This is a genomic window from Micromonospora sp. NPDC005194 (assembly GCF_040608335.1).
In the GTDB taxonomy this organism is placed as follows: Bacteria; Actinomycetota; Actinomycetes; order Mycobacteriales; family Micromonosporaceae; genus Micromonospora.
The window spans coordinates 226,188-252,182 of record NZ_JBEXIA010000003.1; the positions used below are offsets into that span (position 1 = coordinate 226,188).

Genomic DNA, 25,995 nt, shown 5'->3' on the forward strand with positions numbered 1-25,995 from the left:
GATCAGTGAGCCGACCGGCGGAAACGGCGAGGGCCCCCACCCGACGACGCTGTCGGGAGGGGACCCTGCCTGCCTGCGATACGACCTACGGCTTGACGTACGCGTTCACGAACGCCGGGTAGCCGAAGACGCTGGAGATGAAGACCCCGCCGGCCTTGGACCCGTGCACGTTGTAGGCCACGTCGACGAAGAGCGGCACCACGGGCGCGTGCTCCTTCATGATCCGCTCGTCGAGCTTGGCCCACTCCGGGCCCTGGTCGGCGGCGGGCATCGCCTGGATGCGGTCCATCTCGGCGTTGATCGCCGGGTCGTTGAAGTAGGACTGGTTGCTGTTGCCCTCGGCCTTGATGGTGCGGCCGTCGTAGAGCACCGGCAGGATCGACGCCCCGCTCGGCCAGTCCGCCGCCCAGTTACCGATGTACAGGTCCCAGGGGTTGTCCTTCTTCTTGACCTCGTCGAGCTTGGCGTCGTCCGAGATGTTCCGCAGCGTGATTTTGAAGCCGGCGCGCTCCAGGTTGGCCTTGAGCTGGGCGCCCTGCTGCTGCTCGGTCGAGTTGTCGGCGACGCCGAGGACCAGCTCCGGCGTCTTGCCGCCGAGCAGTTCCTTGGCCTTGTCGACGTTGCCGTTGGCGCCCGCCGGGTACGCGTCGTACGCCTTGTAGCCGATGGTGGCCGACGGCATCAGCGTGGTCATCGGCGCGGCGACGGTCTGCCCGCCCATCGCCTTGATGAGGCCCTCGCGGTCGATGGCGTAGTTGAGCGCCTGACGGACCTTCAGGTCGGTGACCCGCTGGTTGTTGATGACGAGCTGGTTGGCGCTCGGCGTGGGCGAGAGGATGGTGCGCGACTTGAGCGCGGCGTCCCCGGCCACCTTGGCGACCAGCGAGGCGGGCACGGTGTTGAAGGCGAGCGCGCTCTGGTCGGCGCCGTTGTCGGCGATCACCCGGTTGTTGGCGGCATCTGCGGTCGGGCCGAAGGTCCACACGAACCGGTCCGGGTACTGGTGGCGGACCGGGTCGGTCTTCGGGTCCCAGTTGGGGTTGCGGTCCAGGGTGATCTGCACGCCGACCTGGTTCTTGGCGACCTTGTACGGGCCGGACGAGAACGGCTGCTTGTCCAGGTCGACCCCGGTGTCCTTGTCCGCGGGCAGCGGCGCGGTGGTCGGCAGCGAAACCGCGAACGGCAGGTCACAGCGGGGCTTGGCGAACTCGAAGCGCAGCGTCTTGGCGTCCGGCGTGGTGAGGCCGGGCGGCAGCGACGTCTTGTTCTTCTTGAAGTTCCACTTGGTGTCGAACTGCGGGGTGTCGGCCAGCCACTCCTGGATGTAGGTGGGGCCGCCGGAGAGGTCCGGGTCGAAGGAGCGGGCGATGCCGTACGCGATCTCCTTGGAGGTGATCGGCCGGCCGTCCTCGAACTTCACCCCGTCCTTGATGGTGAATTCCCAGACCTTGCAGTCGTTGTTGACGTTCTTGCCCGGCGTCTCGGCCAGGTCACCGACGAGGACGAGGCCGCCCTTGCCGTCGTCCTTCCAGGTGGTCAGGTAGCGCGCGAAGAGCGGGTTGGTCATCAGGCCGGCGAACGAGTACGTCCGCTGCGGGTCCAGGTGGGAGATCGGCGACTCCCGGATGATGGTGAACGTGCCGCCCTTCGCGGCGCCGCTCACCTCGGCCGCCGGGCCCTGCGAGTCCTTCGGGTCGGTCGCGATGACCCCGGACTGCTGCCGTTCGGTGTCCACCGTGGTGCCCTCGCCCGTGTTCTTCGAGCACGCACCCAATGCCACCACCAGAGCGATCGCGCCGCCTGCGGCAGCCACCACGCGTGGTCTCATGAAGTACCCCCTTCACCCATGTGCCGTGCGGTTTCGCCGGGGCGAGAACCGCCGACGTCCCGAGGATCGTAAGGAAGAAAACCTACGAGTTGTGTAACAGTTGTCGATAAATTTCGCCACCAGCCGCGCAGTGGCCACCCATCGGGTCAGCGCAGCCGGACCCGGGGGTCGATGGCCGCGTAGAGCAGGTCCACCAGGACGTTCGCCAGCACCACGAAGACGGCCGCGATCAGCACGGTGGCCATGATGGTGGGCAGGTCACCCGAGCGCACCGCGTCCACGGCCGTACGCCCCAGCCCCTGGATGCCGAACGTCGTCTCGGTGATCACCGTGCCGCCCAGCGCCCCGCCCACGTCCAGACCGGCGATGGTCACCACCGGGGTGATCGCCGCGCGCAGCGCGTGCCGCCCGTACACCGTCGGTTTGGCCAGGCCCTTGGCCCGCGCGGTCCGGACGAAGTCCTCCGACAGCGTCTCCAGCATCTGCGCCCGCGACAGCCGGGCGTAGATGGCCGAGAAGAGGAAGGCCAGCGCGACCCAGGCGAGCACCAGCCCACTGGCCCACTTGGCCGGATTGTCGAACAGGGACGTGTAGCTGGGCACCGGCAGCAGCCGCAGGTTGTAGACGAACACCAGCAGCAGCACCGCGCCCACGAAGTAGAGCTGCAACGACGCGCCGGTCAGGGAGAAGCCGATGGCCAGGCGGTCCAGCCAGGTGCCCCGGCGCAGCGCCGAGATCATGCCCAGCCCCACCCCGAGCAGCAGCCAGAGGATCGCCGCGGGGATCACGATGCTCAGCGTCACCGGCAGCACCCGGGCGATGGTGTCCGAGACCGCCTCGTTGGAGACGTACGACCAGCCCAGGCAGGGCGCGTCACACCGGCCGCCCTGGGCGCTGCCCAGATCACGACCGGTGACGATGCCCTTCATGTAACCGGCGTACTGGCTGATCAGCGGGTCGTTGAGGCCCAGGTCGTCACGGACCCGCTCCAGCCGCTCCGGGTTGCAGTTCTTCGGGCACATGCCGGTCACCGGGTCGCGCGGCAGGGCGAAGAACATCAGGAAGGTCAGCACGCTCACCGCGAACAGGGTCAGCGTCGCGGAGAACAGCCGCTTGATCAGAAACCGTGACATGAGTCCACCCCTACCGGGACGACTTCGGGTCGAGCGCGTCCCGCAACGCGTCGCCGAAGAGGTTGAAGGCGAACACCAGCGCGAAGATCGTGATGCCCGGGAAGAACACGTACGCCGGGTCGGTCTGGAGGAAGTCCAGACTGCGGTAGATCATCCGGCCGAAGCTCGGCGTCTCGTCGCTGAGGCCGACGCCGATGAACGACAGCGCGGCCTCGCTGGTGATGAACTGCGGCACGGCGAGGGAGAACGACACCAGGATCGGCGCCCAGATGTTCGGCAGCAGTTGCCGGAAGATGATGTGCCCCAGCCCGGCGCCGCTGGCCTTGGCGGCCTCCACGAACTCTCGTTCGCGCAGCGCGATCACCTGCCCGCGCACCAGGCGGGCCGTGCTGGTCCAACCGAAGATGGCGAACACGGCGATCAGCACGCCCACCCCGAAGGCGGACGACACCTGCCCCCGCTCGCCGTAGAAGCGCAGCGTGATGGTGGGGGTGAGCGCCAGCGCGATGATCAGGAACGGCATCGCGAGCGTCAGGTCGGTGATCCAGTTGATCACCGCGTCAAGCCAGCCGCCGAGGTAACCCGCCAGCGCGCCGAGCACGATGCCGATGGTGGCGGTGATCAGCGCGGCGGCGAACGCGATGAACAACGACGTCCGCAGCCCGTAGATCAACCGGATGAAGATGTCCCGGCCCAATCCTGGCTCCAGCCCGAACCAGTGGTCCCCGGTGACACCGCCGACGTAACCCAGCGGCATGCCGAAGCCGTCCAGCAGGTTCTGGAACTGCTCGCGCGGCCCGATCCCGTAGACCATCTCGATCAGCGGGGCGGAGAGCCCCAAGAGCAGGAAGAACACCAGGAGTACGCCGCTGACCACGGCCGTCCGGTCACGACGCAGCCGCAGCCAGGCGAGCTGCCCGGGCGAACGCCCGACGACGCCCTTGGTCTCGGGCCCGCCCGCGTCCGCGCTGGACTCGATCTCGGCGAGCGCCACACCCTCCACCGGAGACAGGCTCACGACGACACCTCCTCGATGATCGCGTCAGTCGCCCCGACGGCCGCCCCACTCTCGGGGCTCGACCTGGCTGCGTCCCCTTCGGGGCTGGTGCCGGCTGATTCCCCTTCGGGGAAGTGACACGCGGTGGCCTGCCGACCGCCGTCGCGGGGCACCAGCGCCGGCTCCTCGGTGGCGCAGATGTCCTGCGCCTTCCAGCACCGGGTGCGGAACCGGCAGCCCGACGGCGGGTCGAGCGGGGTGGGCACGTCGCCGGTCAGCCGGATCCGGCCCGCCGGGCCGAGCTGCGTGACGTCCGGGATGGCCGAGAGCAGAGCCCGGGTGTACGGATGCTGCGGGCGCTCGTAGATGTCCGTCCGGTCGCCGATCTCCACGATCCGCCCCAGGTACATGACGGCTACCCGCTGGCAGAAGTGCCGGACCACGGCCAGGTCGTGCGCGATGAACACGAACGCCAGGCCCAGCTCCCGTTGCAGGTCGCGCAGCAAATTGACCACCTGCGCCTGGATCGAGACGTCCAGCGCGGACACCGGCTCGTCGGCGACGATCAGCTTGGGCCGCAGGGCCAGCGCGCGGGCGATACCGATGCGCTGGCGCTGGCCGCCGGAGAACTCGTGCGGATACCGGTTGTAGTGCTCCGGGTTCAGCCCGACCAGCTCCAGCAGCTCCTGCACCCGCGCCTTGATCCCGCCCGGCGGCTTGATCCCGTTGACCTGCAACGGCATCGCCACGATCCGACCCACCGTGTGCCGGGGGTTCAGCGACGCGTACGGGTCCTGGAAGATGATCTGAAGTTCCTGTCGCAGCGGGCGCAGCTCCCGGCGGCCGGCGTGGGTGATGTCCCGCCCGTCGAACTCGATGGTGCCGGCCGTCGGCTCCAGCAGCCGCACCAGCATCCGGCCGGTGGTCGTCTTGCCGCAGCCGGACTCTCCCACCAGGCCGAGCGTCTCGCCGGGGCGTACGTCGAAGTCGAGACCGTCGACCGCCCGCACCAGGCCGGTGCCGCGCAACCCCTGGCGGACCGGGAAGTGCTTGGTCAGTCCGCGCACGCGCAGCAGTGGTTCGTCGGTCATCGGGCCACTCCCACGGATGCCACGTTCTCGGCGTAGATCGCGGCGCGTTCCTCGGCGCTCAGGTGGCAGGCCACCAGGTGGCCGTCGGCGCCGGCCGGGCGCAGCTCGGGCACCTCGGTGCGGGACCGGTCGCCGACGCGGTCGTCGTAGCGGCAGCGTGGGTGGAAGGCGCAGCCGGTCGGCAGGTTGATCAGGCTGGGCGGGTTGCCGGGAATCGGCACCAGGTCCGCGTCCGCGTCGCCGTGCAGCGACGGCACGCTGGAGAGCAACCCCCAGGTGTACGGATGCTGCGGCGAGCGGAGCACCTGCTCGACGCTGCCGTGCTCGACGGCCCGCCCGCCGTACATCACCAGCACCTCGTCGGCGACCTGGCCGACGACGCCGAGGTCGTGGGTGATCAGGATGATCGCGGAGTGGAACTCGGCCTGGAGGTCGGCGAGCAGGTCCAGGATCTGCGCCTGCACGGTGACGTCCAGCGCGGTGGTCGGCTCGTCGGCGATCAGCAGCGCGGGGTCGTTGACCAGGGACATCGCGATCATCGCCCGTTGGCGCATCCCGCCGGAGAACTCGTGCGGGTACTGGTCGAAGCGGCGGGCCGGCTGCGGGATGCCGACCCGGTCCAGCATGTCCACCGCGCGCTGGCGGGCCTCGCGCCGGTTGGCCTTCGGGTGGTGCACCCGGTACGCCTCGGCGATCTGCCGACCGACGCTGTAGTACGGGTGCAGCGCGGACAGCGGATCCTGGAAGATCATCGCCATGTCCCGGCCGCGCAGCCGGCGTACCTCCTCGTCGGGCAGGCCGACCAGCTGCCGGCCGCCGACGGAGATCTCGCCGGTGATGGTGGCCCGCTTGGGGTCGTGCAGGCCGAGGATGGCCAGCGACGTGACGCTCTTGCCGGAGCCGGACTCGCCGACGATGCCGAGAGTGCGGCCCCGCTCGACGGCGAACGACACCCCGTCAACCGCGCGCACCACGCCGTCGGAGGTGTCGAACCGGACCCGCAGGTCACTCACCCGCAGGTAGGCGTCCTGGTCGGAGCGCTGTGCCGGCACGGCGGGACGGTCGTCCGGGTCCCCGGACGGCGACGGTTCCGAGCTGTCCACGGCCACCTCCCTCAGTGACGAAGAGAACTTACAACAAAGTCCCGAGGGTGAAAATAAGCTACAAAGTCGGCACGTGTCAGCGGGCCCGAGCGTAACGAGTCCGCATCGGCCCCGCATCCCCTGTCACCTCGCCATCCACGCCCGTTCATGGCTCTGATCGCACGTCAAGTGCGATCATTGGGCGAGCAGCCAGCAGAGGATGTCCGTGGCACGAGGTGGAGGTGACCCATGACCGCGGCGGTGTTCGATCACGAAGGTCCGTGGACCGAAGAGGAGTTCCTCGCCCTCGGCGAGACGCAGGATCGCGTCGAACTCTTCGACTGGAGCCTCCACGTGACCCCAGGACCCACCCCACGGCATCAACGAATCTCCCGCAAGCTCGGCAATATCCTGGAAGCAGCCGCGGAGGCAGCCGACCTTGAGCTGTTGGAGGCGGTGAACGTCCGGCTCCGACCAGGTCGAATACCGATTCCTGATCTCGTCGTCACCAACGCAGTCGATCTCGACGAGCCCAACATCGAGTCAGCTGATGTGCGACTGGTCTGCGAGATCATCTCGCCGAGCAACGCCTCCACCGACAAGGTCCTCAAGATGCATTACTACGCCGCAGCGGGCATTGAGTGGTATCTGCTGGTGGAGCAGGGGACGGGTGCCATGCGCCTTTACCAGCGGCAGGGTGGCCACTACGTGGAGAGGGCAACGACGAAGCGCGGCGAGGTTCTGGAACTGACCGAGCCAGTGCGGGCCACTATCCGGCCAGAGGATCTCGTCCCCTGACGGGTGTCGGTCGGCTGGCCTAGGGTCGGTCCATGACCGAGTTCGACGCGGCCACCGCCGCCGTCCAGGCCGCCCTCGACGCGGGAGCGCGGTACGCAGACGCGCGGGTGATGCACCGCCGCTACGAGTCGATGACCGCGCGCAACGGCGACGTGGAGGAGCTGACCCAGGACGAGAGCATCGGGCTGGGCGTCCGGGCGCTGGTCGGCGCGAGTTGGGGCTTTCACGCGGTACCCGATCTGTCCGACGCCGCCGCCCGCGACGCTGGCCGGCGCGCGACCCGGACCGCGATGGCGAGCGCGCGGGTGCCCGGCCCGCCGGTCGACCTGGTCGCGGTCGAGGCGGTCGCGGCGAGCTGGGCCTCGGACTGCCGGATCGACCCGCTCGGTGTTCCGCTGTCCGACAAGGGCGACCTGCTGGTCGGCGCGACCCGCACGATGGCCGAGCACGGCGCGGACCTGGCCGAGGGGCTGTACCAGATCTGGGACACCGCGAAGTGGTTCGTCTCCAGCGAGGGCCACCGGATCGACCAGCGGATCCGCGAGTGCGGCGGCGGCATCTCGGCCACCTCGATCGGTGACGGCGAGACACAGCGGCGCTCCTGGCCCAGCTACCGCGGGCAGTACGGCACCACCGGCTGGGAACTGGTCGAGTCGCTCGACCTGGCCGCACACGCCGCGCAGATCGCCGAGGAGTCCCGGGCGCTGCTCACCGCGCCGCCCTGCCCGGCCGGCGAGACGGATCTGATCCTCGGTGGCGAGCAGATGGCCCTGCAGATCCACGAGTCGGTCGGGCACGCCATCGAACTGGACCGGATCCTCGGCTGGGAGGCCGCGTTCGCCGGCACGTCCTGGCTGGACCTGGCCCAGCTCGGCTCGCTGCTCTACGGCTCCGAGCTGATGAACATCACGATCGACCCGACGATCCCCGGCGCGCTGGGCAGCTTCGGCTTCGACGACGAGGGCTCACCGGCGGTCAAGCGGGACGCGGTGCGCGACGGTCGCTGGGTGGGAGTGCTCGCCGGCCGGGACTCGGCGGCCATGGCGGGCCTCGACTACGGCGGCAGCGTCCGCGCCGACGGATGGGCCCGGCTGCCGATGGTGCGGATGACCAACGTCGGCCTGGAACCCGGCCCGCACACCCTGGAGGAGATCATCGCGGCCACCGACGACGGCGTGCTGATGGACCTCAACCGGTCCTGGTCGATCGACGACAAGCGGCTCAACTTCCAGTTCGGCTGCGAGGTCGGCTGGGAGATCAAGAAGGGTCGCCGGGGGCGGATGCTGCGCAATCCCACGTACACCGGGATCGGCCCGCTCTTCTGGCGCTCGATGGACATGCTCTCCGGCGAGACGGTGCCCTGGGGGACGCCCAACTGCGGGAAGGGCCAGCCGGGCCAGATCGGGCACACCGGCCATCCGGCCGCGCCGGCCCGCTTCCGCAACGTCCGCGTGGGGGTGTCGGCGTGAAGGCCGTGCGAGCCGCGCAGTCGCGACTGAAGGAGCTGCCGTGAGTGGTTCGACGGAGTTGGAGCTGGCCGGGCAGGTCATCGAGCTGGTTCGGCGTCTCGGCGGGCCGGCCGCGCAGGCCGAGGCGGTGGTGACCCGGGCGGACCTGGCGCTGACCCGGTTCGCCAACTCGGCCATCCATCAGAACGTCGCCGAGTCCACCGTCGGCGTCCGGCTGCGGGTGCACGTCGACGGACGGACCGCCGCTGGCAGCGGCAGCGTGGTCACCACCGACGGGTTGGGCGCGCTGGTCGAGCGCACCCTGGCGGCGGCGCGGCTCTGCCCGCCCGACCCGGGTTGGCCGGGGCTGGCCCCGCCGACGCCCACACCGGACGCCCCGCCCGTCGACGAGGCCACCGCCCACGCCGAGCCGGACCAGCGGGCCGACCGGGTCGGCGCGTTCGTGGCCGCCGCCGGGAGCCTCATCACGGCGGGATACTGCCGCACCGCGCACCGCTCGTCGGCGTTCGCCAACTCGGCCGGGCACACCGCGTACGGTCGCTCGGCGGAGGCGGCGATGGACGGCATCGCCCGGCGCGACGGCGCGGACGGGGTGGCCCGACGCTGCGTCGACCGGCTGTCCGACCTCGACGGTGCGGAGCTGGGCGCGCACGCCGCCGCGAAGGCGCAGGCGGCGGCCGACCCGGTCGAGCTGCCGCCGGGGCGCTACGAGGTGGTGTTCGAGCCGGCCGCCGTGGCGGACCTGCTGCAGAACCTCTCCTGGTTCGGCTTCAACGGCAAGCGGTACGCGGAGCGGCAGTCCTTCGCCGAGCCGGGCGCGGCCCAGTTCGACCGACAGGTGACCCTGGTGGATGACCCGCTGGGCGCGTCGGGTCTGCCGTTCGACGCCGAGGGCACCGGCCGGCGGGCGGTGACCCTGGTCGAGGCGGGCACCACGCGGGCGGTCGCGCACGACCGGCGGACGGCCGCCGAGGCGGGCGCGGAGTCCACCGGGCACGCGATCGCGGGCGGCGCCACCTGGGGCCCGATGGCCCGCAACCTGCGGCTCTCTCCCGCGGCGGTGGGCCCGGCCAGCGCGGTGGGCCGGAGCACCACGGGCACGGCGGCCGGCGCGGTGGTGGACACGGACACCGCGGCGCTGGTCGCCGGGGTGCGGCGCGGGCTGCTGGTCTCCGATCTGTGGTACACGCGGGTGCTCGACCCGAAGAGCCTCGTCGTCACCGGGTTGACCCGCAACGGGGTCTGGCTGATCGAGGACGGCACGGTCGTCCGGGCGGTCCGCGACCTGCGGTTCACCGAGTCGTACCCTCGGGCGCTCGGGCCGGGCGCGGTGCTCGGGCTGGGCTCGCGGGCGGTGCGTCAACCGGACCGGGTGGACGGTGCCTGGTGGGCGGCGCCGTCGGTGCGGCTCGCGTCCTGGCACTTCACCGGCGGCGCCTCCGGCTGACGTTTCTCGACGACGCGCCGCAAACCCGCGCGCTGAGGGCTTTTCCGCAGGCCAGACACACGGGACACTCCCTTGCGCGGACGGCTCGCAGAGATCGGCGTAACGTGTGTCACTTAGCTGCGTCGGTCGATCCGGCGTGGTCGTTGGTGTGCGCATGACGTGGCAGCGGGTGCGGGTTCGCCGGTCCGCGTGCCGACCGGAGAGAGACCAGCCCGCCCGTACGGGCCCGTCGAGGAGACGACTCGAATGACTTCAACGGCAACGAGGCCGCGGGGAGCGCGGGCGCGCGCCGCCATCGCGGCGAAGACGTTGCGTACCGACCGCTGGTGGTTCGCCCCGCTGATCACCGTGATCGGGCTCAGCGCCTGGGTCGCGTACGCGACGGTCCGGGTCTTCATGCACAAGTGGTACTGGGTGGACCAGTTCCACTACCTGACCCCGTTCTACTCCCCGTGCGTGACGGACCGGTGCGTCGAGGAGGCCTCACACTTCGGCCGGTTCCTGCCCGGCTGGTGGATCATCCCGGACGCCGCGCTGACCCTGCCGTTCCTGCTGCTGTTCCGGCTCACCTGCTACTACTACCGCAAGGCGTACTACCGGTCGTTCTGGCTGTCGCCGCCGGCCTGCGCGGTCCCGGACGGCCACAAGGAGTACGCCGGTGAGACCCGTTTCCCGCTGCTCGGCCAGAACCTGCACCGCTACTTCTTCTACGCCGCCGCGATCATCTCGCTGATCAACACGTGGGACGCGATCCTCGCCTTCCACTCGCCGAAGGGTTTCGGCTTCGGCCTGGGCAACCTCGTCCTGCTGCTCAACGTGGTGATGCTCTGGGCGTACACCATCTCCTGCCACTCCTGCCGGCACATCATCGGCGGGCGGCTCAAGCACTTCTCCAAGCACCCGGTGCGCTACCGGGCCTGGACCTTCGTCTCGGCGTTGAACGTCCGGCACATGCAGCTCGCCTGGATCACCCTCGGCACCCTCGCGCTTACCGACTTCTACGTCATGGCGCTCGCGGCCGGCTGGTTCAACGACCTGCGGTTCATCAACTAAAGGGCCCCTGACATGACCACTACCACTCGCATCGAACGACACCACTACGACGTCGTCGTCATCGGGGCCGGCGGCGCCGGCCTGCGCGCCGCCATCGAGGCCCGGCTCGCCGGCAAGAAGACCGCGATCATCTCCAAGTCGCTGTTCGGCAAGGCGCACACGGTGATGGCCGAGGGCGGCGCCGCCGCCGCGATGGGCAACGTGAACAGCCGGGACAGCTGGCAGGTGCACTTCCGCGACACCATGCGCGGCGGCAAGTTCCTCAACAACTTCCGGATGGCCGAGCTGCACGCGAAGGAGTCGCCGCAGCGGATCTGGGAGCTGGAGACGTACGGCGCGCTCTTCGACCGCACCAAGGACGGCAAGATCTCCCAGCGTAACTTCGGCGGACACGAGTACCCCCGACTGGCGCACGTGGGCGACCGGACGGGCCTGGAGCTGATCCGCACCCTCCAGCAGAAGATCGTCTCGCTCCAGCAGGAGGACAAGCGCGAGTTCGGCTCGTACGACGCCCGGATCAGGGTGTTCTCCGAGACGACCATCACCGAGCTGCTGCTCGACGGCGACCGGGTCGCGGGCGCCTTCGGCTACTACCGCGAGTCCGGCGAGTTCATCCTCTTCGAGGCGCCGGCCGTGGTGCTGGCCACCGGCGGTGTCGGGCGCTCCTACAAGGTCACGTCGAACTCCTGGGAGTACACCGGGGACGGGCACGCCCTGGCGCTGCGCGCCGGGGCGACGCTGATCAACATGGAGTTCCTCCAGTTCCACCCGACCGGCATGGTCTGGCCGCCCTCGGTGAAGGGCATCCTGGTCACCGAGTCGGTCCGCGGCGACGGCGGCGTGCTGAAGAACTCCGAGGGCAAGCGGTTCATGTTCGACTACGTCCCCGACGTCTTCCGCAAGCAGTACGCGGAGACCGAGGAGGAGGCGGACCGCTGGTACACCGACCCGGACAACAACCGGCGCCCGCCGGAGCTGCTGCCCCGCGACGAGGTGGCCCGCGCGATCAACAGTGAGGTCAAGGCCGGTCGGGGCTCCCCCGCCGGCGGTGTCTTCCTGGACATCGCGAGCCGGCGCTCGGCCGACGAGATCCGCCGCCGGCTGCCCTCGATGTACCACCAGTTCAAGGAGCTGGCCGACGTCGACATCACGGCCGAGCCGATGGAGGTCGGGCCGACCTGCCACTACGTGATGGGTGGCGTGGAGGTGGACCCGGACTCGGGCGCCGCCTTCGGCCACGTACGCGGGCTGTTCGCCGCCGGTGAGGTCTCCGGCGGTATGCACGGCTCCAACCGGCTGGGCGGCAACTCCCTGTCCGACCTGCTGGTCTTCGGCAAGCGGGCGGGCGGGCACGCGGCCAGCTACGCCGACGGGCTGGCCGCCCGGCCGAAGGTGGCCGTGGACGCGGTCGAGGCGGCGGTGGAGACCGCCCTGGCGCCGCTGCAACGGGACACCGGCGAGAGCCCGTACACCCTCCAGCAGGACCTCCAGGCGGTCATGGGGGATCTCGTCGGAATCATCCGGCGCGAAGGCGAGCTGGCCGACGCCCTGGTGCGGCTGGCCGAGCTGCGCGAGCGGGTCGCCAAGGTGAGCGCCGCCGGCGGCCGGCGCTACAACCCGGGCTGGCACCTGGCCCTGGACCTGCGCAACATGCTGGTGGTCTCGGAGTGCACCGCGAAGGCGGCGCTGGAGCGGCAGGAGTCGCGCGGCGGGCACACCCGGGAGGACTATCCGGCGATGGAGCCGAAGTGGCGGCAGGTCAACCTGGTCTGCTCGCTGGACGGCGACAGCGTACGGCTGACCCGTAAGCCGCTGCCGAAGATGCGGCCGGAGCTGATCAGCCTCTTCGACCGGGCCGAGCTGGCCAAGTACCTCACCGACGAGGAGCTCGCCGACTTCGACGCTTCCGTCGCCGACGCTGGAGAGGCGGACAACCGATGAGCGCGAAGCGTCAGTTCCGGATCTGGCGGGGCGACGAGACCGGCGGCGACCTGCAGGATTACATGGTCGAGGTGAACGAGGGCGAGGTCGTCCTCGACGTCATCCACCGCCTGCAGGCCACCGACGCGCCCGACCTGGCCTGCCGGTGGAACTGCAAGGCCGGCAAGTGCGGCTCCTGCTCGATGGAGATCAACGGCAAGCCGCGACTGGGCTGCATGACCCGGATGTCGACCTTCGGCGACGAGGAGACCGTCACCGTCACGCCGCTGCGGACCTTCCCCGTCATCCGGGACCTGGTCACCGACGTCTCGTTCAACTACGAGAAGGCGCGGGAGACCCCGGCGTTCGCCCCTCCGGCGGACGTCGCCCCGGGCGACTACCGGATGCAGCAGGTCGACGTCGAGCGCTCGCAGGAGTTCCGCAAGTGCATCGAGTGCTTCCTGTGCCAGAACGTCTGCCACGTGATCCGCGACCACGAGGAGAACAAGCAGGCGTTCTCCGGCCCGCGGTACTTCATCCGGGCGGCCGAGCTGGACATGCACCCGCTGGACGCCCGGACCGACCGCAGGGAGTACGCGCAGGCCGAACAGGGCCTCGGTTTCTGCAACATCACCAAGTGCTGCACCGAGGTCTGCCCCGAGCACATCAAGATCACCGACAACGGGATCATCCCCATGAAGGAACGCGTCGTCGACCGCAGGTACGATCCCCTTGTGTGGCTTGGTAGCAAGATCTTCCGTCGGGGCGAGACGCCCCAGACCAGCGTGACCACCGCCCGTCCGGGCTCGGCGAGCCTGCCGGGAACGAGCCGGGGCGGGGGGCACTCGCACGCGGGTGGCTCGCACGACCCGCAGGCTGAGGCGCAGGCGCAGAGCGGCGTCAACTGGCACCGGGAGGTGCCGCACCCCACCGCGCCTGCGGTCGACGACCGGGGCCGGCTGCCGCTGACCGAGCTCACCTTCGACCGGGCCGCCGCGCCGTCGCCGTTCGGCGACGACGTGACCTTCCCGATGCCTCCGGAGCACCTCAACTTCGCGCACCCCGACCAGGACGACAAGCACTGAGCACGACCACCCGAACGGGGGCCCCGGCAATAGCCGGGGCCCCCGTCACATCCCCCCACCCCTAACCCACCCCGCCGGCCCACCCCGTTGATCATGAAGTTATTGCCCTGCCGACCGGCGTGTCGCGGCAGTAACTTCATGATCAACCAGCGAGGAGGCGGGGTCGCAGGGCGGCGACGATCGGTGCGTCGGCGGGGAGCCAGGTGACCGAGTCCAGCTCGTCGGCGGCGAGCCAGCGCAGCGCCTGGTGCTCCAACGCCAGCGGCTCGTCGCCGTGCAGGAGGCGGGCCGCGTACACCTTGAGCACCGAGCGGCCGTGGGCCATCCGGACGTTGCGGCCGACCCGGTCACCGATCTCCACGCGTACGGCCAACTCCTCGGCGCACTCCCGGATCAGCGCCTCGGTCTCCCCCTCCCCCGGCTCGACCTTCCCGCCGGGGAACTCCCACATGCCGGCCACCTCGGGCGGGGCGGAGCGCGCACACGCGAGCACCCGTCCGTCCCGGATGATCGCCGCCCCCACGATCACCTTCAGGTCCCGTCGTTCGGCCTGCCCGCCGCCATTAGCCCGTTCGGTCTGCACGGGCGTCCAGGGTGCCAGATCAATCGGCGGTTTGGGTACCGACGCCGTCCGCTAGGCCAACAGAACACGGAAGTGTGGGCGTGGACACCCTTACCGAGCGACGACAGACTAGAAGGCACCGACAAGACACGGGATGGCGACGATTTGGCCACAAGCCGGCAACGGCGCTTGGGGGGTGCGGTGATGCGCGTGCTGTTCAACAGCCGAGCCAAGCACGACTACCTGTCCGACGCGTTGACCTTGCTAAGCGGTTGGACGCGGGAGGGTGAACAGATCCGGCGGACGCTCGTGATCGACGATACCCAACACGCGGCGCTAACTGAACGGGTCAAGGTCGTCGCCGACGCTCTGCACCTGCGTCCCGAGATCAGCCGCCGGTCCGACAGCACCCAGATCCGGGTCGGGCACGGCAACGACGAGCCGCTGACCGAGGGCGAGGTCCTGCTGGCCGCCCGCATCGAGGACGCGTACCGCGCGGTCACCGAGGCCTGACGACCCACCCGACCCACTGGCACCGGTTGCCTAACCTGGGTCGCATGGCGAACATCGCGTACGACCGCAAGGAGCAGGTCCAGCAGATTGAGAGTGGCCTCCTCGACGGCGAGCAGATCATCGCCGTCTACGACGCTGTCGGCACCGGCACCGGGTTCATCGGGCTGACCGACCGCCGCGTGATCATCCAGGACCGCTCGTTCGTCGGGAAGCGGTTCGCGATCACCAGTATCCCGTACTCGAAGATCACCAGCGTGAGCGTGGTCAGCAACAAGTCGTGGGGTGGTTCGTTCTTCTCCACCGGCGCCATCGCCATCCACGTCGGCACGCACACCTACGAGGTGGAGTTCCGTGGCGCGCAGAAGAGCCACCACGTACACAACGTGATCCTGCACCACATCTCCTGACCGCGTCCCGTCGCGGGCCCGGCTGGCGTAATTGCCTTGCCGGGCCTGCGGCGTCTCTGGTGTCCTCGGTCCACAGCCGCGCGAAAGGAGCAGCCGACATGCCCCACTCGACGAAGTCCCTCCGACCCGACCTCATCCGATCCGAGGAATCGAGACTTCGTGAGCAGGACCGTTTCCCTGGCGCTGCTGGGCGCCACTGATCCCAACCCCGGAGGCCGCTGATGTCGGTCTTCGACGATCCCGGCCTCTTCGGCCGGCTGTGGTCCGCCGGATACGACGACGGCGGCACCAACCCCGACCCGGCCCCCGCCGTGGATTTCCTGGCCGATCTGGCCGATGGCGGCCCGGTCCTCGAACTGGCGATCGGCACCGGCCGCGTCGCGCTGCCCCTGGCCGAGCGTGGTCTCAGCGTGCACGGCATCGAGGCGTCCGAGGAGATGCTGGCCCAGATGCGGGCCAAGCCCGGCGGCGACCAGATCCCCGCGGTCGTCGGCGACATGGCCGACGTGGATGTGCAGGGCCCGTTCCGCCTGGCCTACCTGGTCTTCAACACCCTGTTCAACCTGGTGGACGCCGAGCGGCAGGCGGACTGCTTCCGCAACGTCGCCCGGGTGCTGTCGCCGGGCGGAGCGTTCGTCATCGAGACGTTCGTACCCGACCCGCGCAGCTTCGACGCCGACGAGCAGGTGCAGGTCCGCGAGGTGACCGAGGACTCCGCGACGATCCGACTGCACCGGTACGACCGGCCCGCGCAGCGGTTCATCCGGCAGACCATCACCTTCGACGGTGACGGTGTGCACCTGAAACCGTTCGCCATGCGCTACGCCTGGCCGCACCAGATCGACGAGATGGCGCGGCAGGCGGGGCTCCGGCTCACCGAGCGGTACGCCGACTGGCACCGGCGGCCGTTCGCCGCCGACAGCCCGGCACACATCTCCGTCTACCGGGCGGAGTAGCGGCAGTTGATCGACTCGGGTTCCGGAATTCCGGGGTGTGCAGGTACGCCTGCCACCCCAACGTCCCGGAGCCCGAGTCGATCACCGTCAGCCACGGACGAGGGCCGGCCGTTCGCTCCGGGCTGATTCTGCTGTCGGCAGTCGTTGCTGGCCGATCCGGCCTACGGCGGGTCGACTGTCTCCATGCCTCGATTCCCGCGTACCTCGCCCTACTGGCCGGTGGTCAGTCATCCCCTGCTGCGGCGCGTGCTGCCCGGGCTGGCCGTGTCCGCCCTCGGCGACGGCATGGCGGTGGTCGCGGTGACCTGGCTCGCCATCCAGCTCGCGCCGCAGGGCCAGCGCGGCCTGTGGATCGCGGTCGCGGTGGCCGCGTACACCCTGCCCAGCGCGGCCGGGACGGTCATCTTCGGTCGGTTGCTGCGCGGGCGCAGCGGCGCTCAGCTCGCCGGCTGGGACGCGATCCTGCGAGCCGCGGCGCTCGCGGCGATCCCGATCGCCCACCTCGCCGGCATGCTCACCATCGGGCTGTACGTCGTCCTGCTCGCCGCTTCCGCGCTGCTGCACTCGTGGGGCTCCGCCGGGCGGTTCACCCTGATCGCCGAACTGCTGCCGCAGCGCCACCACCTGCCGGCCAACGCGGTGCTCACCACCATCTCCGGGTTCGCCACAATCGTCGGCCCGCCGCTGGCGGGCATCCTGATCGGCTGGGCGGGCCCGGTGTGGGTCATCGCCGTCGACGCCGCGACGTTCGCCGTGCTGGCGCTCACCTATCGCCTCGCCCTTCCCGCCACCGACATGATTCATCGGTACGAGCGCGGCGCCTCTCGTACCGCGGGCTTCGCGGTCATCCGCCGTCAGCCCGCGCTGCTCGGCCTGCTGATGCTGAGCGTCGCGTTCTTCTTCCTCTTCGGCCCGGTGTACGTCGCCATGCCGCTGCACGTCACCGACGACCTGCACGCGTCCGCGACGCTGCTCGGCGCGTACTACACCGCCTTTGGCGTCGGCGGCCTCGTCGGCGGTGTGGTGGCCGGGCACCTTCGCCACTGGCCGCTGCGTGCCACCACGATCGGCATCGTCATCGGGTTCGGCGTCGCCATGCTGCCCCTCGGCCTGGGCGCCCCTATCGGCCTGTCCCTGCCGGCGTTCGCCCTGGCAGGCCTGATCTGGGCGCCGTACATGTCCACGTCGATGGCGTTGTTCCAGCGCAGCGCGTCCACCGAGCAACTCCCCGCGGTGCTCGCCGCGAACGGCGCCGTCCTTGTGCTCGCGGTGCCGCTCGGCACCATGCTGGGCGGGCCCCTGGTGGGGGTTTTCGGCGCGCGCCCGACGCTGCTGCTCTGCGCCGTGGCGATCCTGGTCCTCGGCCTGGTCGCCGCGGGCTTCGCGACGCTGCGGCGGAGCGCGGGAACCCCGGGCGGTTCAGCCGTCGCCGAGATCGGTGCCCGCCGCTGAACTGGACGTCGTCCGGCGCCGGTCACCACTCGCGCGCACGCGTTGTCTGATCCACCGTGCCGTCCCGGTCCAGCTCGCCGACCCCGCACTCACACGACGAGCGCGACCCCGAGGCCCATCAGCACCGAAGCCGCGGCGCCCACCGCGAAGACACGTCTGCTTCGGGGCCGCATTCCCCAGGCCCTGTCCCAGAACGGCACCCGCTCGCCGCGAATCCTGCCGCGCAGCCAGCTCCCACTCTGGAACACAAATGTCCAGACCATGGCGGCGCCGAGCGCACCGATCAGACCGGCGATCAGCGCTTCACCGACGGGGGTATGGGTGGCCAGCCGATAGGCCTCCGAGGAACGCCGCTCCTTGCGAAGAAGGGTCGGGACCTGGAGGGCCAGCGCGAGGCCACACACCGCTGTCAGGGTGAGCCAGGGCTGCCGCATCGCCGGCGCGTCGATCCGTGCCGAGTCCGCAAGGAGGAACAGCATGATCAACCCGAAGGGCAGCCAGCTCAGCACGACGAGCAGCGGCAGCCATGTCCCGGACAGTGCGTCGACCAGCCAGACCATGAGGTCGTCGCCGACGGCGATGCCAGCACCAACGATCGCGAACCACAGCATCAGGTAGCCGCAGCCGTATCTACGCACATCCCGGGGCGTCACGGTCGACGAGTGTATTCAGCAGCGGGGACCCGTCGGCCCTCGGTCGGCGGCCACCATCGGCGATCGTTCCATAATCGTGTGAGCCCAGTATCGGAGAGCCTGTGAACGAAGACGAAAGCCTTCGCCGCTACGGCCTGCGGCCGTCCTCCGCGGACCTGCCGCAGATCCGCGAGATCCTCCTGACGGAAGCTGACCAGCAGGACCAGGACACGGAACTCATGAAGCTGTGCTGCCTGCAACTGTTCAATGCCGGCCAGCTGAGCGACGTGCTCGTGATCTGGCAGGCCAAGGAAGCGAGCTTCGACGCCCACTGCTCCATCGACGTCCAACTGCTGTGTGGCGCCGGACTGGCCGCCACCAAGGCCCACCTGGAGGCCGACGGCTCCCCGGACGCCGCAGACGCACTTCAGTACCTGCTGGAGTGCGAGGCCGCCGGTGACTTCGACGGCTTCTCGGTAGCCGAGCAGTCGCGCTGGAGAGCCGACTACTACCGCACGTGACCTGCTGACCGTCGGCGCCGACGGGCGCGCAGCACGCCGGTCAGCATCGGCAGGTTGAACTCACCCTCGGCGGTTTCGGGCCTACTGGCGAGGAAGTCGCGGATTCGGCCGAGCGTGGTCTCCCGGTCCGGTTCCGGCATGACCAGCATCCCGGCCCGGGTCGCGAGTGTCGCGGTGAGGGAGTCGGCGGTTCGGCGCTGACCGTGCGGAAACTCGGCCTGCTCCGACGAACCGAAACGGGAGGCCAGGCCGGTGCTCGGAACGACCATGGCAGCGGTCGCCGCGCGCCAACTGGCGCGCGTGTCACGCGGGCCGATCGCCGCACTCCCGCTGACACGTTCGAGCTCGGCGACCCAGTCGATCCGGTCGTCCATGATGTTCCACAGGCCCGCCAGGACGCCTCCGGGTGCGAGGACCCGGGCGATTTCCGGCCCCGCGACGGCCATGTCGAACCAGTGCAGGGCGTTGCCGGCCAGCACGGCGTCGACGGACGCGTCCGGCAACGGGATCGCCTCGGCGCTACCCGGCAGGGCACGAACGGTTGGCCTGGCACGGCGCAGCTCGGTGAGCATCGCCGGGTCGGGTTCGACCGCGACGACGTCCGCGCCAACGGCGACCAACGTGTGGGTCAGCTTGCCGGTGCCGGCACCAAGGTCGAGCACTCGCGGGCCGGGCGCGAACTCAAGCGCCCACCGCACCGCGGCCTGCGCGTAATCCGGGCGATGCTCGGCGTACGCGGACGCGGCCGAGCCGAACGACGAACTGAGCAACGTCCGTTCCCCCACAAGGCACCGTCCCTCTGCCTGTCCGTGCCGGACCCGCATCATCCCTCGGATTTCTGGATGTCGGGGTGTTCCAGCCGTCCGGATACCCCGCTTTCCAGGAATCCGAGTCGATCAGGGCCGCCGTCGACCGCGTCCGCGGAAGGGAGAGCTGGATTCAGACGTTGAAGCGGAACTCCACCACGTCGCCGTCCTGCATGACGTACTCCTTGCCCTCGATGCGGACCTTGCCCGCCGCCTTGGCCGCGGCCATCGATCCGTACTCGACCAGGTCGTGGTAGGAGACCACCTCGGCCTTGATGAAGCCGCGCTGGAAGTCCGAGTGGATGACACCCGCGGCCTCCGGCGCGGTGGCGCCGACCGGGACGGTCCAGGCGCGCGCTTCCTTGGGGCCGGCCGTGAGGTACGTCTGGAGCCCGAGCGTACGGAAGCCGACGCGGACGAGCTGGTTGAGGCCGGGCTCGTTCTGCCCGATCGACTCCAGCAGCTCGCGGGCCTCCTCCTCGGGCAGGTCCACCAGCTCGGATTCGATCTTGGCGTCCATGAAGACGGCCTCGGCGGGGGCGACCAGGGCACGCAGTTCGTCGAGGAACGTCTCGTTGGCCAGCTCGGCCTCGTCGACGTTGAAGACGTACAGGAAGGGCTTGGTGGTGAGCAGGTGCAGCTCGCGCAGGTGCTCCAGCTCGATCTTGGCTGCGCCGGCCCCGGAGTAGAGGGTGGTGCCGCCGTCGAGCACCTCGATCGCGGCCTTCGCGGCGGCGACCGCGGCGGACCGGTCCTTGCGGAGCTTGGCCTCCTTCTCCAACCGGGGCAGCGCCTTGTCCAGGGTCTGCAGGTCGGCGAGGATCAGCTCGGTGTTGATCGTCTCGATGTCGTCGGCCGGGGAGATCTTGCCGTCGACGTGCACCACGTTCGGGTCGGAGAACGCGCGGACGACCTGGCAGATCGCCGAGGCGTCGCGGATGTTGGCCAGGAAGGCGTTGCCCCGGCCCTGCCCCTTGGACGCGCCACGGACCAGGCCGGCGATGTCGACGAACGACACCGGGGCCGGCAGCACCTTCTGCGAGGAGAAGATCTCCGCCAGCTTGCCCAGCCGCTCGTCGGGCAGCCCGACCACGCCGACGTTGGGCTCGATGGTGGCGAACGGGTAGTTCGCCGCCAGCACGTCGTTCTTGGTCAACGCGTTGAAAAGCGTGCTCTTGCCGACGTTGGGCAGGCCGACGATGCCGATGGTGAGACTCACGACGGGCCAGCTTACGCCGGTGCCGGACGCGCCGGTCCAGGCGGCTCCGATTCCACCGGGCCGGACGCTGCCCCGGGTCGCGCATCGGCGGGTACGGCAGGTGGCGTCCCGTTGCTACCCTCTCGATGTCGCGTGCGACGTGAGGGGGCGTTGTGGACCAGGTGACGGAATTCGACCGACTGTTCCAGCAAACCCGACAGGCACTGGCGTCGATGCGTTCGACCGGGCAGGTCCCCGACGATCTGGAGGTCGAGCCGGCACGGGGCACCGGGTCTGCGGCGGGCGGTCAGGTCGAGGTCGTGGCGGTCGGCCAGCATGTCGAGTCGGTGACGGTGGACCCGCGCGCGCTCCGGATGGGCGCCGAGATGCTCGGCGAGCAGATCACCATGGCGGTCAACGCCGCGCTGGACGACCTGCGCCTTGCGGCCGGCGAGGCCGCGGACGCGCCCGCGGTCGACCCGGTGGCGCTGGGCCAGCAGCTCGACGAGTTGCAGAACGAGTCGGTGCGCAGCATGGCGGCGATGACCGATGCGCTCACCGACGCGGTGCGGCGCATCCAGCAGGCAGCGAGGTGATGTCATGCGCGAGGACCTACAGGTGCACCCGCCCGCGCTGCGGCAGGGCGGCGGCCACCTGACGACGGTGGCCGAGCAGCTCGCCGCGCAGTGGGAGGTGCTGCTCGCGCGGACGGCCTCGATGGGCGACATCTTCGGCGACGACGACGTGGGCGGCCTGATCGGCATGTCGTACCAGGTGGCCGAGGAGATCGCGGCGGAGTGCCTCGGGTCGGTCGTCGACGGGCTGCGCGGCTTCGGTGCCGGGTTGGGCCTGATGGCCGACCAGTACGACTCGGTCGAGCAGGACAACGACGCCCAGTTCACGACGATGAGCTGGTAGGCGGGCCGATGGGGATCATGCTGCCCGGCGAGCTCGCCGGCCTGTTGAACGAGCTGGGTTACACCTGGCCCAAGTCGGACGAGACGAAGATGTTCGAGCTGGGCCAGATGTGGATGGAGATGGCCGACTCGCTGCACAACGCGGCGGCGGAGGGTACGGCGGCCGCGCAGCGGGTGCTGACCGGCAACCAGGGCGATGCGTTGACCGCGTTCCAGGAGCGCTGGGAAGCCGACGGTTCGGCGATGTCGGTGCTGCGGGACGGCGGCACCGGCGCACAGATGGTGGCGGCGACGCTCTTCGTGTGCGCGCTGATCGTCCTCGCCCTGAAGATCAACGTGATCGTCCAGCTGATCATCCTGCTGGTGCAGATCATCCAGGCGATCGCGACGGCCGCTCCGACGTTCGGCGCCTCGCTGCTGGAGATCCCCGTCTTCAAGAAGCTCACCGACATCGTCCTGAACATGCTGATCGACCAGGCCATCGGGGTGGTGCTGGGATGACCTCTCCGCTGCCCGAGCTGTACGTCGGCGTCGACGTGGAGGCGGACGGGCCGATCCCCGGGCCGAACAGCATGATCTCGTTGGGCATGGCCGTGGCCGGTCGCCCGGATCTGACGTTCTACACCGAACTGCGTCCCATCTCCGACGAGTTCGTGCCGGCCGCGCTGGCCGTGTCGGGTCTGGACCGGGACCGTCTGCTCCGCGAGGCGCCCACCGCGCCGGAGGCGATGGCAGCGGCGGCGGCCTGGGTCAACGGACTGCGCCGGATCGGCCGCCCGGTCTTCCTCGCCGCTCCCGCTGTCTGGGACGGCATGTTCGTGCACTGGTACTTCGTGCGTTTCGTCGGCCACAGCCCGTTCGGCGCCACCGGTTCCGGCGTCGACCTCCGCAGCTACTGGATGGGGCTGACCGGCAGCGAGTGGGTCCAGACCCGCAAGGGCAAGATCAAGCACGAGCTGGGTCTGCACGACGTACCGCACACCCACCACGCCGGCGAGGACGCCGCCGAACTGGCGCAGGTCTTCGACGCTGTGCTGCGCCGCCGCCAGTCGGGCGGGCTGGAATGACCGGCCGTCGACGGGACCTGCCGGACGGCGCCACGACGGCCGCTCGGGGCATCGTCGCGCAGGCCGCCCGGAGCATGATGCGACGGGCCGACGACGTGGCGGGCGAGACTGCCGAGGCGGCGACCACCCGGGCCGCCCGGCAGATCCCGCAGGGCTTCACCGAACGCCAGTGGACCCGGTTCGCCCGGGGCGCCCGGCAGACCCAACGGCAGGCCGGGCTGCCCGACGGGGACCTGGTCGCCCACGGCAGCCGGGTGAAGGGCACCGCCCGCCCGGACTCCGACATCGACGTGGCGCTCATCGTCGACGACAAGACCTTCTTCGACCTGGCCGAACGCTCCCTGTCCCGGGCGCCGGACGGGACCCGGCTGCGCAAGACGATGCTGCGCCGGATCAACGAGAACGGTCAGCTCGCCAGCTTCGATCTGGGCACCGACTTCACCCACCTGCGCCGTGAGCTCATGGACACGCACGTGCCGCACAAGGTGCAGTTCTCCGTGCTGCGCCGGGGCGGCAAGTTCGACAACGGCCCGTTCCTCCCGCTCGATTGAGCGGTTCCGCATCTGGCAAGGTGGCAGACGTGCAGACGACGTTGCAGTTCCTCATCATGGTCGACGGCCCGCTGACGGCGGCGGAGCTGCTCGACCTGATCCGAACCCGGCTGCCCGACGCGGTGCCCTACCGCCGCGACTCGGTGGACGTCCGGGGCAACCTGCTGGAGATCAACCCCAACGAGGACGCCGACCCGCGGCTCGCCGCCACCGACGAGGACGACTACCTCTACTTCCGGTGGCGGGTGGAGCTGACCCCGATGGACCGGTCAGTCGACGAGTCGCACCAGATCGCCCTCGCCCGGGAGCTGCTGCGATCGATCGAGGGGCCGCAGGTGCGGGCGACCGTGTGCGCCGCTTTCGAGGATCGGGTCTGACCGGCGCTCAACCAAGCAGGCGGGGCGCGATGACCGCCTCCCGCACACTGCCGTCCGCGTTGCGGCTCACCTCGTACGCCGAGACGCCCTCGCGATCGGCGACCGCCTCGACCAGCCCGGTCCCCCGGTAGACCAGGCCGACGCCGTCGTCAGTGCAGTGGCTGGTCGGCAACGTGCCGTCGCCGACCAGCTCGTGCATCAGCGGTCGGCGCTGGGCCTCGCTGTCGTAGTGCACGCCGTTGCCGTACGGCAGCCAGCCCAACGCCTCGGTGAACCCGCGCAGGCGGGGCCCGAAGCTGTCGGTGGCGCCGCCCACGTGCCAGCAGATCGAGCCGGCCGAGACGCCGGCCAGCACCACGCCGGCCTGCCAGCACTCGTGCAGGATCTCGTCGAGCCGGTGCACCCGCCAGACCGCGACGAGGTTGGCGACGCTGCCGCCGCCGACCCAGATCACGTCCTGGGCGAGCAGGTGGGCGCGGACGTCGTCGACGTTCGGCATCGGGAACAGCGCGAGGTGCGACAGGCGGAACCGGGTCTCGGCGAACCCGCCGTAGACGGCGGCGAACGAGGTGGGCTGGTCACCGACGGCCTGCCCGAGGTAGCAGATCCGCGGCTGCGGACCAGCCTCGGCCAGCTCGGCGGCCAGCTCGAAGACCGGGCTGGGGCGCATGTCGTACGGCCCTCGGTCGCCCCGGGAGAAGCCCATGCTGGTGGCGATGATGGTCGGCTCGCTGGCGGGCATCGGGCGTCCTTCCGTCGGGGCGGTGCGGCGTCCATCCTGCCGCAGCCACGAAGCGGCCGGTCACGCGCCCACGTGCCGGCCGCTGCGCTGGCGGGGCACCTCGACCTCGGGCCAGTGGTCCGCGGGCGGCCGGTCGGCCGGGGGCAGTTGCGCCGCGGCGGCACGGGGCAGGGTGAACCGGTCGGCGGCGGCCGGGCCGGCCGAGAACGACTCGCGCAGCATCCAGCGCACCTCGTCGGCCGTCCAGCCCAACTCGGCCCGCGCGGCGATCTCGCGCACCAACCGCCGACCGACGCGGGTGTCGTCGTCGTAGAAGCGCATGCACCAGTGGTGGGTCCACATCCCGAGTGCGCGCAGGCCCGCGTCGTCGAGTGAGCCGACCAACCGGCCACAGGCGGTGTCGGCGAAGACCTGCTCGGGGTCGGCCGTCCGGTCCCGTTCGATGGCGCCGACGGCGGCCGGCGCGACGGCCCGCATCCGGCGGTAGAAGGACTGTGCCACCGCGCGGGGCAGCGGCGGGAACGCGCCCGGTGTCGACGCCGCCGCCCAACCCGCCACGCTCGTCATGTCCCGCATCCCTTCTTCAGTTGGTGGCCGGACGGTACCCGTCACGACCGACACTTCCGGGCCGGAAAAACACACCGGATCGCGGATAGCGACGATGACCTGGGGCGTCTGTACGGGTGACAACGAAACGGGGGTGGTGGGTGGACGAGGACGAACGCGCTCGGCTGGCCGAGTTCGTCGGCAGCCGGACACCGGCGCTGATGCGGGTCGCGTACCTGCTGACCGGGGACCGCAACGCCGCCGAGGACCTGTTCCAGTCGGCGTTGGCGCGGACCATCCCGAAGTGGGAGACCATCCGGCACGCCGATCCCGAGGGATATCTCCGCGTCGTGATGTACCGCGAGCAGATCAGCTGGTGGCGGCGACTTCGCCGACGGCGGGAGACGCCGCTCAACCCGGCCGACGAGCCGGTCGGCGCCGACCCGAGCGGCGGCTCCGACGTACGGCTGGCGATGCGTGCCGCGCTGCGCCAGCTGCCACCGGCACAGCGGACGGTGGTGGTCCTGCGCTACTACGAGGACCTGCCCGAAGGCCGGGTGGCCGAGCTGCTCGGCTGCTCGGTGGGCACCGTCCGCAGTCGTACGCACCGGGCGGTCCAGCGTCTGCGCGACCTGCTGCCGGAGATCGAGCTGCTGGAGGTAGGGCGATGACCGATCCCTTCGAGAGCCTCATCCGATCCACCCTCACCGACCTGGCCGAGGAGGCACCGATCGTGCATGACCAGTTGAACCGAGCGGAACGGCGGTTCCGCAACAGACGCCGCGCCACGGTGACGATGGGGGCGGTGGGGACTCTCGCGGCGATCCTGATCGCGGCTCCGATCG

29 protein-coding genes are annotated in these 25,995 nt (G+C 70.3%); 18 read left to right on the top strand and 11 right to left on the bottom strand.

Translation table 11 applies throughout. From position 1 onward, the window contains the following. Positions 1–85: 85 nt before the first annotated feature. The 5 genes from ABZU53_RS04135 to ABZU53_RS04155 all read right to left on the bottom strand — a co-directional run bounded on the left by ABZU53_RS04135 (position 86) and on the right by ABZU53_RS04155 (position 6,101). Positions 86–1,828: an ABC transporter substrate-binding protein gene (locus tag ABZU53_RS04135; protein WP_355063742.1), complete on the bottom strand. Its 1,743-nt coding sequence runs from the start codon at positions 1,826–1,828 to the stop codon at positions 86–88. 146 nt (positions 1,829–1,974) lie between these two features. Further along, positions 1,975–2,961 carry an ABC transporter permease gene (locus tag ABZU53_RS04140; RefSeq protein ID WP_354857043.1) on the bottom strand — a complete coding sequence of 329 codons (987 nt, stop codon included), beginning with the start codon at positions 2,959–2,961 and terminating at the stop codon, positions 1,975–1,977. 10 nt (positions 2,962–2,971) lie between these two features. Further along, a complete protein-coding gene (locus tag ABZU53_RS04145; RefSeq protein ID WP_354857045.1) occupies positions 2,972–3,979 on the bottom strand; it encodes an ABC transporter permease in 1,008 nt (335 codons plus the stop codon). Next, complete coding sequence (locus tag ABZU53_RS04150) at positions 3,976–5,049, bottom strand: dipeptide ABC transporter ATP-binding protein (protein ID WP_355063744.1); 1,074 nt, start codon at positions 5,047–5,049, stop codon at positions 3,976–3,978. Before ABZU53_RS04150 ends, ABZU53_RS04145 begins: the two co-directional genes overlap by 4 nt. After that, entirely contained in the window at positions 5,046–6,101 is a 1,056-nt protein-coding gene (locus tag ABZU53_RS04155; RefSeq protein ID WP_354857136.1) for an ABC transporter ATP-binding protein, read from the bottom strand. Before ABZU53_RS04155 ends, ABZU53_RS04150 begins: the two co-directional genes overlap by 4 nt. A gap of 279 nt (positions 6,102–6,380) precedes the next feature. Here ABZU53_RS04155 and ABZU53_RS04160 point away from each other — a divergent pair, with 279 nt between their 5' ends. The 6 genes from ABZU53_RS04160 (at position 6,381) to ABZU53_RS04185 (ending at position 13,903) form a co-directional block, all read left to right on the top strand. Then, on the top strand, positions 6,381–6,929 hold the full coding sequence (locus tag ABZU53_RS04160; RefSeq protein WP_354857050.1) for a Uma2 family endonuclease: 549 nt from the start codon (positions 6,381–6,383) through the stop codon (positions 6,927–6,929). 32 nt (positions 6,930–6,961) lie between these two features. Continuing rightward, a complete protein-coding gene (locus ABZU53_RS04165; RefSeq protein ID WP_355063746.1) occupies positions 6,962–8,398 on the top strand; it encodes a TldD/PmbA family protein in 1,437 nt (478 codons plus the stop codon). Positions 8,399–8,438: 40 nt separating this feature from the next. After that, positions 8,439–9,845, top strand: coding sequence for a metallopeptidase TldD-related protein (locus ABZU53_RS04170; RefSeq protein ID WP_354857054.1), 1,407 nt, complete (start codon positions 8,439–8,441; stop codon positions 9,843–9,845). Between the two features lie 246 nt (positions 9,846–10,091). Continuing rightward, positions 10,092–10,898, top strand: coding sequence for a hypothetical protein (locus ABZU53_RS04175; protein WP_354857056.1), 807 nt, complete (start codon positions 10,092–10,094; stop codon positions 10,896–10,898). A gap of 12 nt (positions 10,899–10,910) precedes the next feature. Continuing rightward, positions 10,911–12,839 (top strand): fumarate reductase/succinate dehydrogenase flavoprotein subunit, encoded by a 1,929-nt coding sequence (locus ABZU53_RS04180; RefSeq protein ID WP_355063748.1) that lies wholly within the window; start codon positions 10,911–10,913, stop codon positions 12,837–12,839. Beyond that, positions 12,836–13,903, top strand: a complete 1,068-nt coding sequence (locus ABZU53_RS04185; protein ID WP_354857062.1) for a succinate dehydrogenase/fumarate reductase iron-sulfur subunit — start codon at positions 12,836–12,838, stop codon at positions 13,901–13,903. The genes ABZU53_RS04180 and ABZU53_RS04185 overlap by 4 nt, the downstream gene beginning before the upstream one ends. Positions 13,904–14,045: 142 nt before the next feature. On the opposite strand, the gene ABZU53_RS04190 is transcribed toward ABZU53_RS04185, so the two are convergent. Beyond that, positions 14,046–14,486 (bottom strand): (deoxy)nucleoside triphosphate pyrophosphohydrolase, encoded by a 441-nt coding sequence (locus ABZU53_RS04190; RefSeq protein ID WP_355063750.1) that lies wholly within the window; start codon positions 14,484–14,486, stop codon positions 14,046–14,048. Positions 14,487–14,669: 183 nt separating this feature from the next. On the opposite strand from ABZU53_RS04190, the gene ABZU53_RS04195 reads away from it, so the two are divergent. The 4 genes from ABZU53_RS04195 to ABZU53_RS04210 all read left to right on the top strand — a co-directional run bounded on the left by ABZU53_RS04195 (position 14,670) and on the right by ABZU53_RS04210 (position 17,793). Further along, positions 14,670–14,978, top strand: coding sequence for a 4a-hydroxytetrahydrobiopterin dehydratase (locus ABZU53_RS04195; RefSeq protein ID WP_355063752.1), 309 nt, complete (start codon positions 14,670–14,672; stop codon positions 14,976–14,978). Positions 14,979–15,022: 44 nt separating this feature from the next. Next, the gene (locus ABZU53_RS04200) at positions 15,023–15,385 is read left to right on the top strand and encodes a PH domain-containing protein (protein WP_203147864.1); all 363 of its coding nucleotides are present in this window, start codon (positions 15,023–15,025) and stop codon (positions 15,383–15,385) included. A gap of 221 nt (positions 15,386–15,606) precedes the next feature. After that, positions 15,607–16,341, top strand: a complete 735-nt coding sequence (locus tag ABZU53_RS04205) for a class I SAM-dependent methyltransferase (protein WP_355063755.1) — start codon at positions 15,607–15,609, stop codon at positions 16,339–16,341. Positions 16,342–16,524: 183 nt separating this feature from the next. After that, a complete protein-coding gene (locus ABZU53_RS04210) occupies positions 16,525–17,793 on the top strand; it encodes an MFS transporter (RefSeq protein ID WP_355063757.1) in 1,269 nt (422 codons plus the stop codon). 89 nt (positions 17,794–17,882) lie between these two features. Here the strand turns inward: ABZU53_RS04210 and ABZU53_RS04215 are convergent, their stop codons facing one another. Next, complete coding sequence (locus ABZU53_RS04215) at positions 17,883–18,446, bottom strand: hypothetical protein (protein ID WP_355063758.1); 564 nt, start codon at positions 18,444–18,446, stop codon at positions 17,883–17,885. 101 nt (positions 18,447–18,547) lie between these two features. On the opposite strand from ABZU53_RS04215, the gene ABZU53_RS04220 reads away from it, so the two are divergent. After that, positions 18,548–18,946, top strand: a complete 399-nt coding sequence (locus ABZU53_RS04220) for a hypothetical protein (RefSeq protein WP_355063760.1) — start codon at positions 18,548–18,550, stop codon at positions 18,944–18,946. Here ABZU53_RS04220 and ABZU53_RS04225 read toward each other — a convergent pair. After that, positions 18,934–19,770, bottom strand: coding sequence for a class I SAM-dependent methyltransferase (locus ABZU53_RS04225; protein WP_355063800.1), 837 nt, complete (start codon positions 19,768–19,770; stop codon positions 18,934–18,936). The two genes, ABZU53_RS04220 and ABZU53_RS04225, sit on opposite strands and share 13 nt — an antisense overlap. A 115-nt stretch (positions 19,771–19,885) precedes the next feature. Next, positions 19,886–20,971 carry a redox-regulated ATPase YchF gene (ychF, locus tag ABZU53_RS04230; protein WP_354857078.1) on the bottom strand — a complete coding sequence of 362 codons (1,086 nt, stop codon included), beginning with the start codon at positions 20,969–20,971 and terminating at the stop codon, positions 19,886–19,888. Positions 20,972–21,132: 161 nt separating this feature from the next. On the opposite strand from ychF, the gene ABZU53_RS04235 reads away from it, so the two are divergent. Genes ABZU53_RS04235 through ABZU53_RS04260 form a run of 6 tightly spaced genes read left to right on the top strand, consistent with a single transcriptional unit; the run spans position 21,133 to position 23,862 of the window. Continuing rightward, a complete protein-coding gene (locus ABZU53_RS04235; protein WP_354857081.1) occupies positions 21,133–21,546 on the top strand; it encodes a YbaB/EbfC family nucleoid-associated protein in 414 nt (137 codons plus the stop codon). Between the two features lie 4 nt (positions 21,547–21,550). Further along, entirely contained in the window at positions 21,551–21,868 is a 318-nt protein-coding gene (locus ABZU53_RS04240) for a hypothetical protein (protein ID WP_354857083.1), read from the top strand. A gap of 8 nt (positions 21,869–21,876) precedes the next feature. Then, complete coding sequence (locus ABZU53_RS04245; protein WP_354857085.1) at positions 21,877–22,368, top strand: hypothetical protein; 492 nt, start codon at positions 21,877–21,879, stop codon at positions 22,366–22,368. Next, entirely contained in the window at positions 22,365–22,934 is a 570-nt protein-coding gene (locus ABZU53_RS04250) for an exonuclease (protein WP_354857087.1), read from the top strand. The genes ABZU53_RS04245 and ABZU53_RS04250 overlap by 4 nt, the downstream gene beginning before the upstream one ends. Continuing rightward, complete coding sequence (locus tag ABZU53_RS04255) at positions 22,931–23,485, top strand: nucleotidyltransferase domain-containing protein (RefSeq protein ID WP_354857090.1); 555 nt, start codon at positions 22,931–22,933, stop codon at positions 23,483–23,485. The genes ABZU53_RS04250 and ABZU53_RS04255 overlap by 4 nt, the downstream gene beginning before the upstream one ends. Positions 23,486–23,514: 29 nt before the next feature. Beyond that, positions 23,515–23,862, top strand: a complete 348-nt coding sequence (locus ABZU53_RS04260) for a hypothetical protein (RefSeq protein ID WP_234583867.1) — start codon at positions 23,515–23,517, stop codon at positions 23,860–23,862. Between the two features lie 7 nt (positions 23,863–23,869). Here the strand turns inward: ABZU53_RS04260 and ABZU53_RS04265 are convergent, their stop codons facing one another. Continuing rightward, positions 23,870–24,604 carry a peptidase E gene (locus ABZU53_RS04265; protein WP_355063763.1) on the bottom strand — a complete coding sequence of 245 codons (735 nt, stop codon included), beginning with the start codon at positions 24,602–24,604 and terminating at the stop codon, positions 23,870–23,872. Positions 24,605–24,664: 60 nt separating this feature from the next. Further along, positions 24,665–25,171: a hypothetical protein gene (locus tag ABZU53_RS04270; protein ID WP_355063766.1), complete on the bottom strand. Its 507-nt coding sequence runs from the start codon at positions 25,169–25,171 to the stop codon at positions 24,665–24,667. A gap of 140 nt (positions 25,172–25,311) precedes the next feature. Here ABZU53_RS04270 and ABZU53_RS04275 point away from each other — a divergent pair, with 140 nt between their 5' ends. Further along, positions 25,312–25,821, top strand: a complete 510-nt coding sequence (locus ABZU53_RS04275) for a SigE family RNA polymerase sigma factor (protein WP_355063768.1) — start codon at positions 25,312–25,314, stop codon at positions 25,819–25,821. The last annotated feature ends 174 nt before the right edge of the window (positions 25,822–25,995 follow it).

What these genes read in the sequence shown, in the direction of transcription:
- ABZU53_RS04135 (WP_355063742.1), bottom strand. Translation starts at nt 1,828, where the DNA reads ATGAGACCACGCGTGGTGGCTGCCGCAGGCGGCGCGATCGCTCTGGTG.
- ABZU53_RS04140 (WP_354857043.1), bottom strand. Translation starts at nt 2,961, where the DNA reads ATGTCACGGTTTCTGATCAAGCGGCTGTTCTCCGCGACGCTGACCCTG.
- ABZU53_RS04150 (WP_355063744.1), bottom strand. Translation starts at nt 5,049, where the DNA reads ATGACCGACGAACCACTGCTGCGCGTGCGCGGACTGACCAAGCACTTC.
- ABZU53_RS04160 (WP_354857050.1), top strand. Translation starts at nt 6,381, where the DNA reads ATGACCGCGGCGGTGTTCGATCACGAAGGTCCGTGGACCGAAGAGGAG.
- ABZU53_RS04165 (WP_355063746.1), top strand. Translation starts at nt 6,962, where the DNA reads ATGACCGAGTTCGACGCGGCCACCGCCGCCGTCCAGGCCGCCCTCGAC.
- ABZU53_RS04175 (WP_354857056.1), top strand. Translation starts at nt 10,092, where the DNA reads ATGACTTCAACGGCAACGAGGCCGCGGGGAGCGCGGGCGCGCGCCGCC.
- ABZU53_RS04180 (WP_355063748.1), top strand. Translation starts at nt 10,911, where the DNA reads ATGACCACTACCACTCGCATCGAACGACACCACTACGACGTCGTCGTC.
- ABZU53_RS04185 (WP_354857062.1), top strand. Translation starts at nt 12,836, where the DNA reads ATGAGCGCGAAGCGTCAGTTCCGGATCTGGCGGGGCGACGAGACCGGC.
- ABZU53_RS04195 (WP_355063752.1), top strand. Translation starts at nt 14,670, where the DNA reads ATGCGCGTGCTGTTCAACAGCCGAGCCAAGCACGACTACCTGTCCGAC.
- ABZU53_RS04200 (WP_203147864.1), top strand. Translation starts at nt 15,023, where the DNA reads ATGGCGAACATCGCGTACGACCGCAAGGAGCAGGTCCAGCAGATTGAG.
- ABZU53_RS04205 (WP_355063755.1), top strand. Translation starts at nt 15,607, where the DNA reads ATGTCGGTCTTCGACGATCCCGGCCTCTTCGGCCGGCTGTGGTCCGCC.
- ABZU53_RS04210 (WP_355063757.1), top strand. Translation starts at nt 16,525, where the DNA reads ATGCCTCGATTCCCGCGTACCTCGCCCTACTGGCCGGTGGTCAGTCAT.
- ABZU53_RS04225 (WP_355063800.1), bottom strand. Translation starts at nt 19,770, where the DNA reads ATGCGGGTCCGGCACGGACAGGCAGAGGGACGGTGCCTTGTGGGGGAA.
- ABZU53_RS04240 (WP_354857083.1), top strand. Translation starts at nt 21,551, where the DNA reads ATGCGCGAGGACCTACAGGTGCACCCGCCCGCGCTGCGGCAGGGCGGC.
- ABZU53_RS04245 (WP_354857085.1), top strand. Translation starts at nt 21,877, where the DNA reads ATGGGGATCATGCTGCCCGGCGAGCTCGCCGGCCTGTTGAACGAGCTG.
- ABZU53_RS04250 (WP_354857087.1), top strand. Translation starts at nt 22,365, where the DNA reads ATGACCTCTCCGCTGCCCGAGCTGTACGTCGGCGTCGACGTGGAGGCG.
- ABZU53_RS04255 (WP_354857090.1), top strand. Translation starts at nt 22,931, where the DNA reads ATGACCGGCCGTCGACGGGACCTGCCGGACGGCGCCACGACGGCCGCT.
- ABZU53_RS04265 (WP_355063763.1), bottom strand. Translation starts at nt 24,604, where the DNA reads ATGCCCGCCAGCGAGCCGACCATCATCGCCACCAGCATGGGCTTCTCC.
- ABZU53_RS04270 (WP_355063766.1), bottom strand. Translation starts at nt 25,171, where the DNA reads ATGACGAGCGTGGCGGGTTGGGCGGCGGCGTCGACACCGGGCGCGTTC.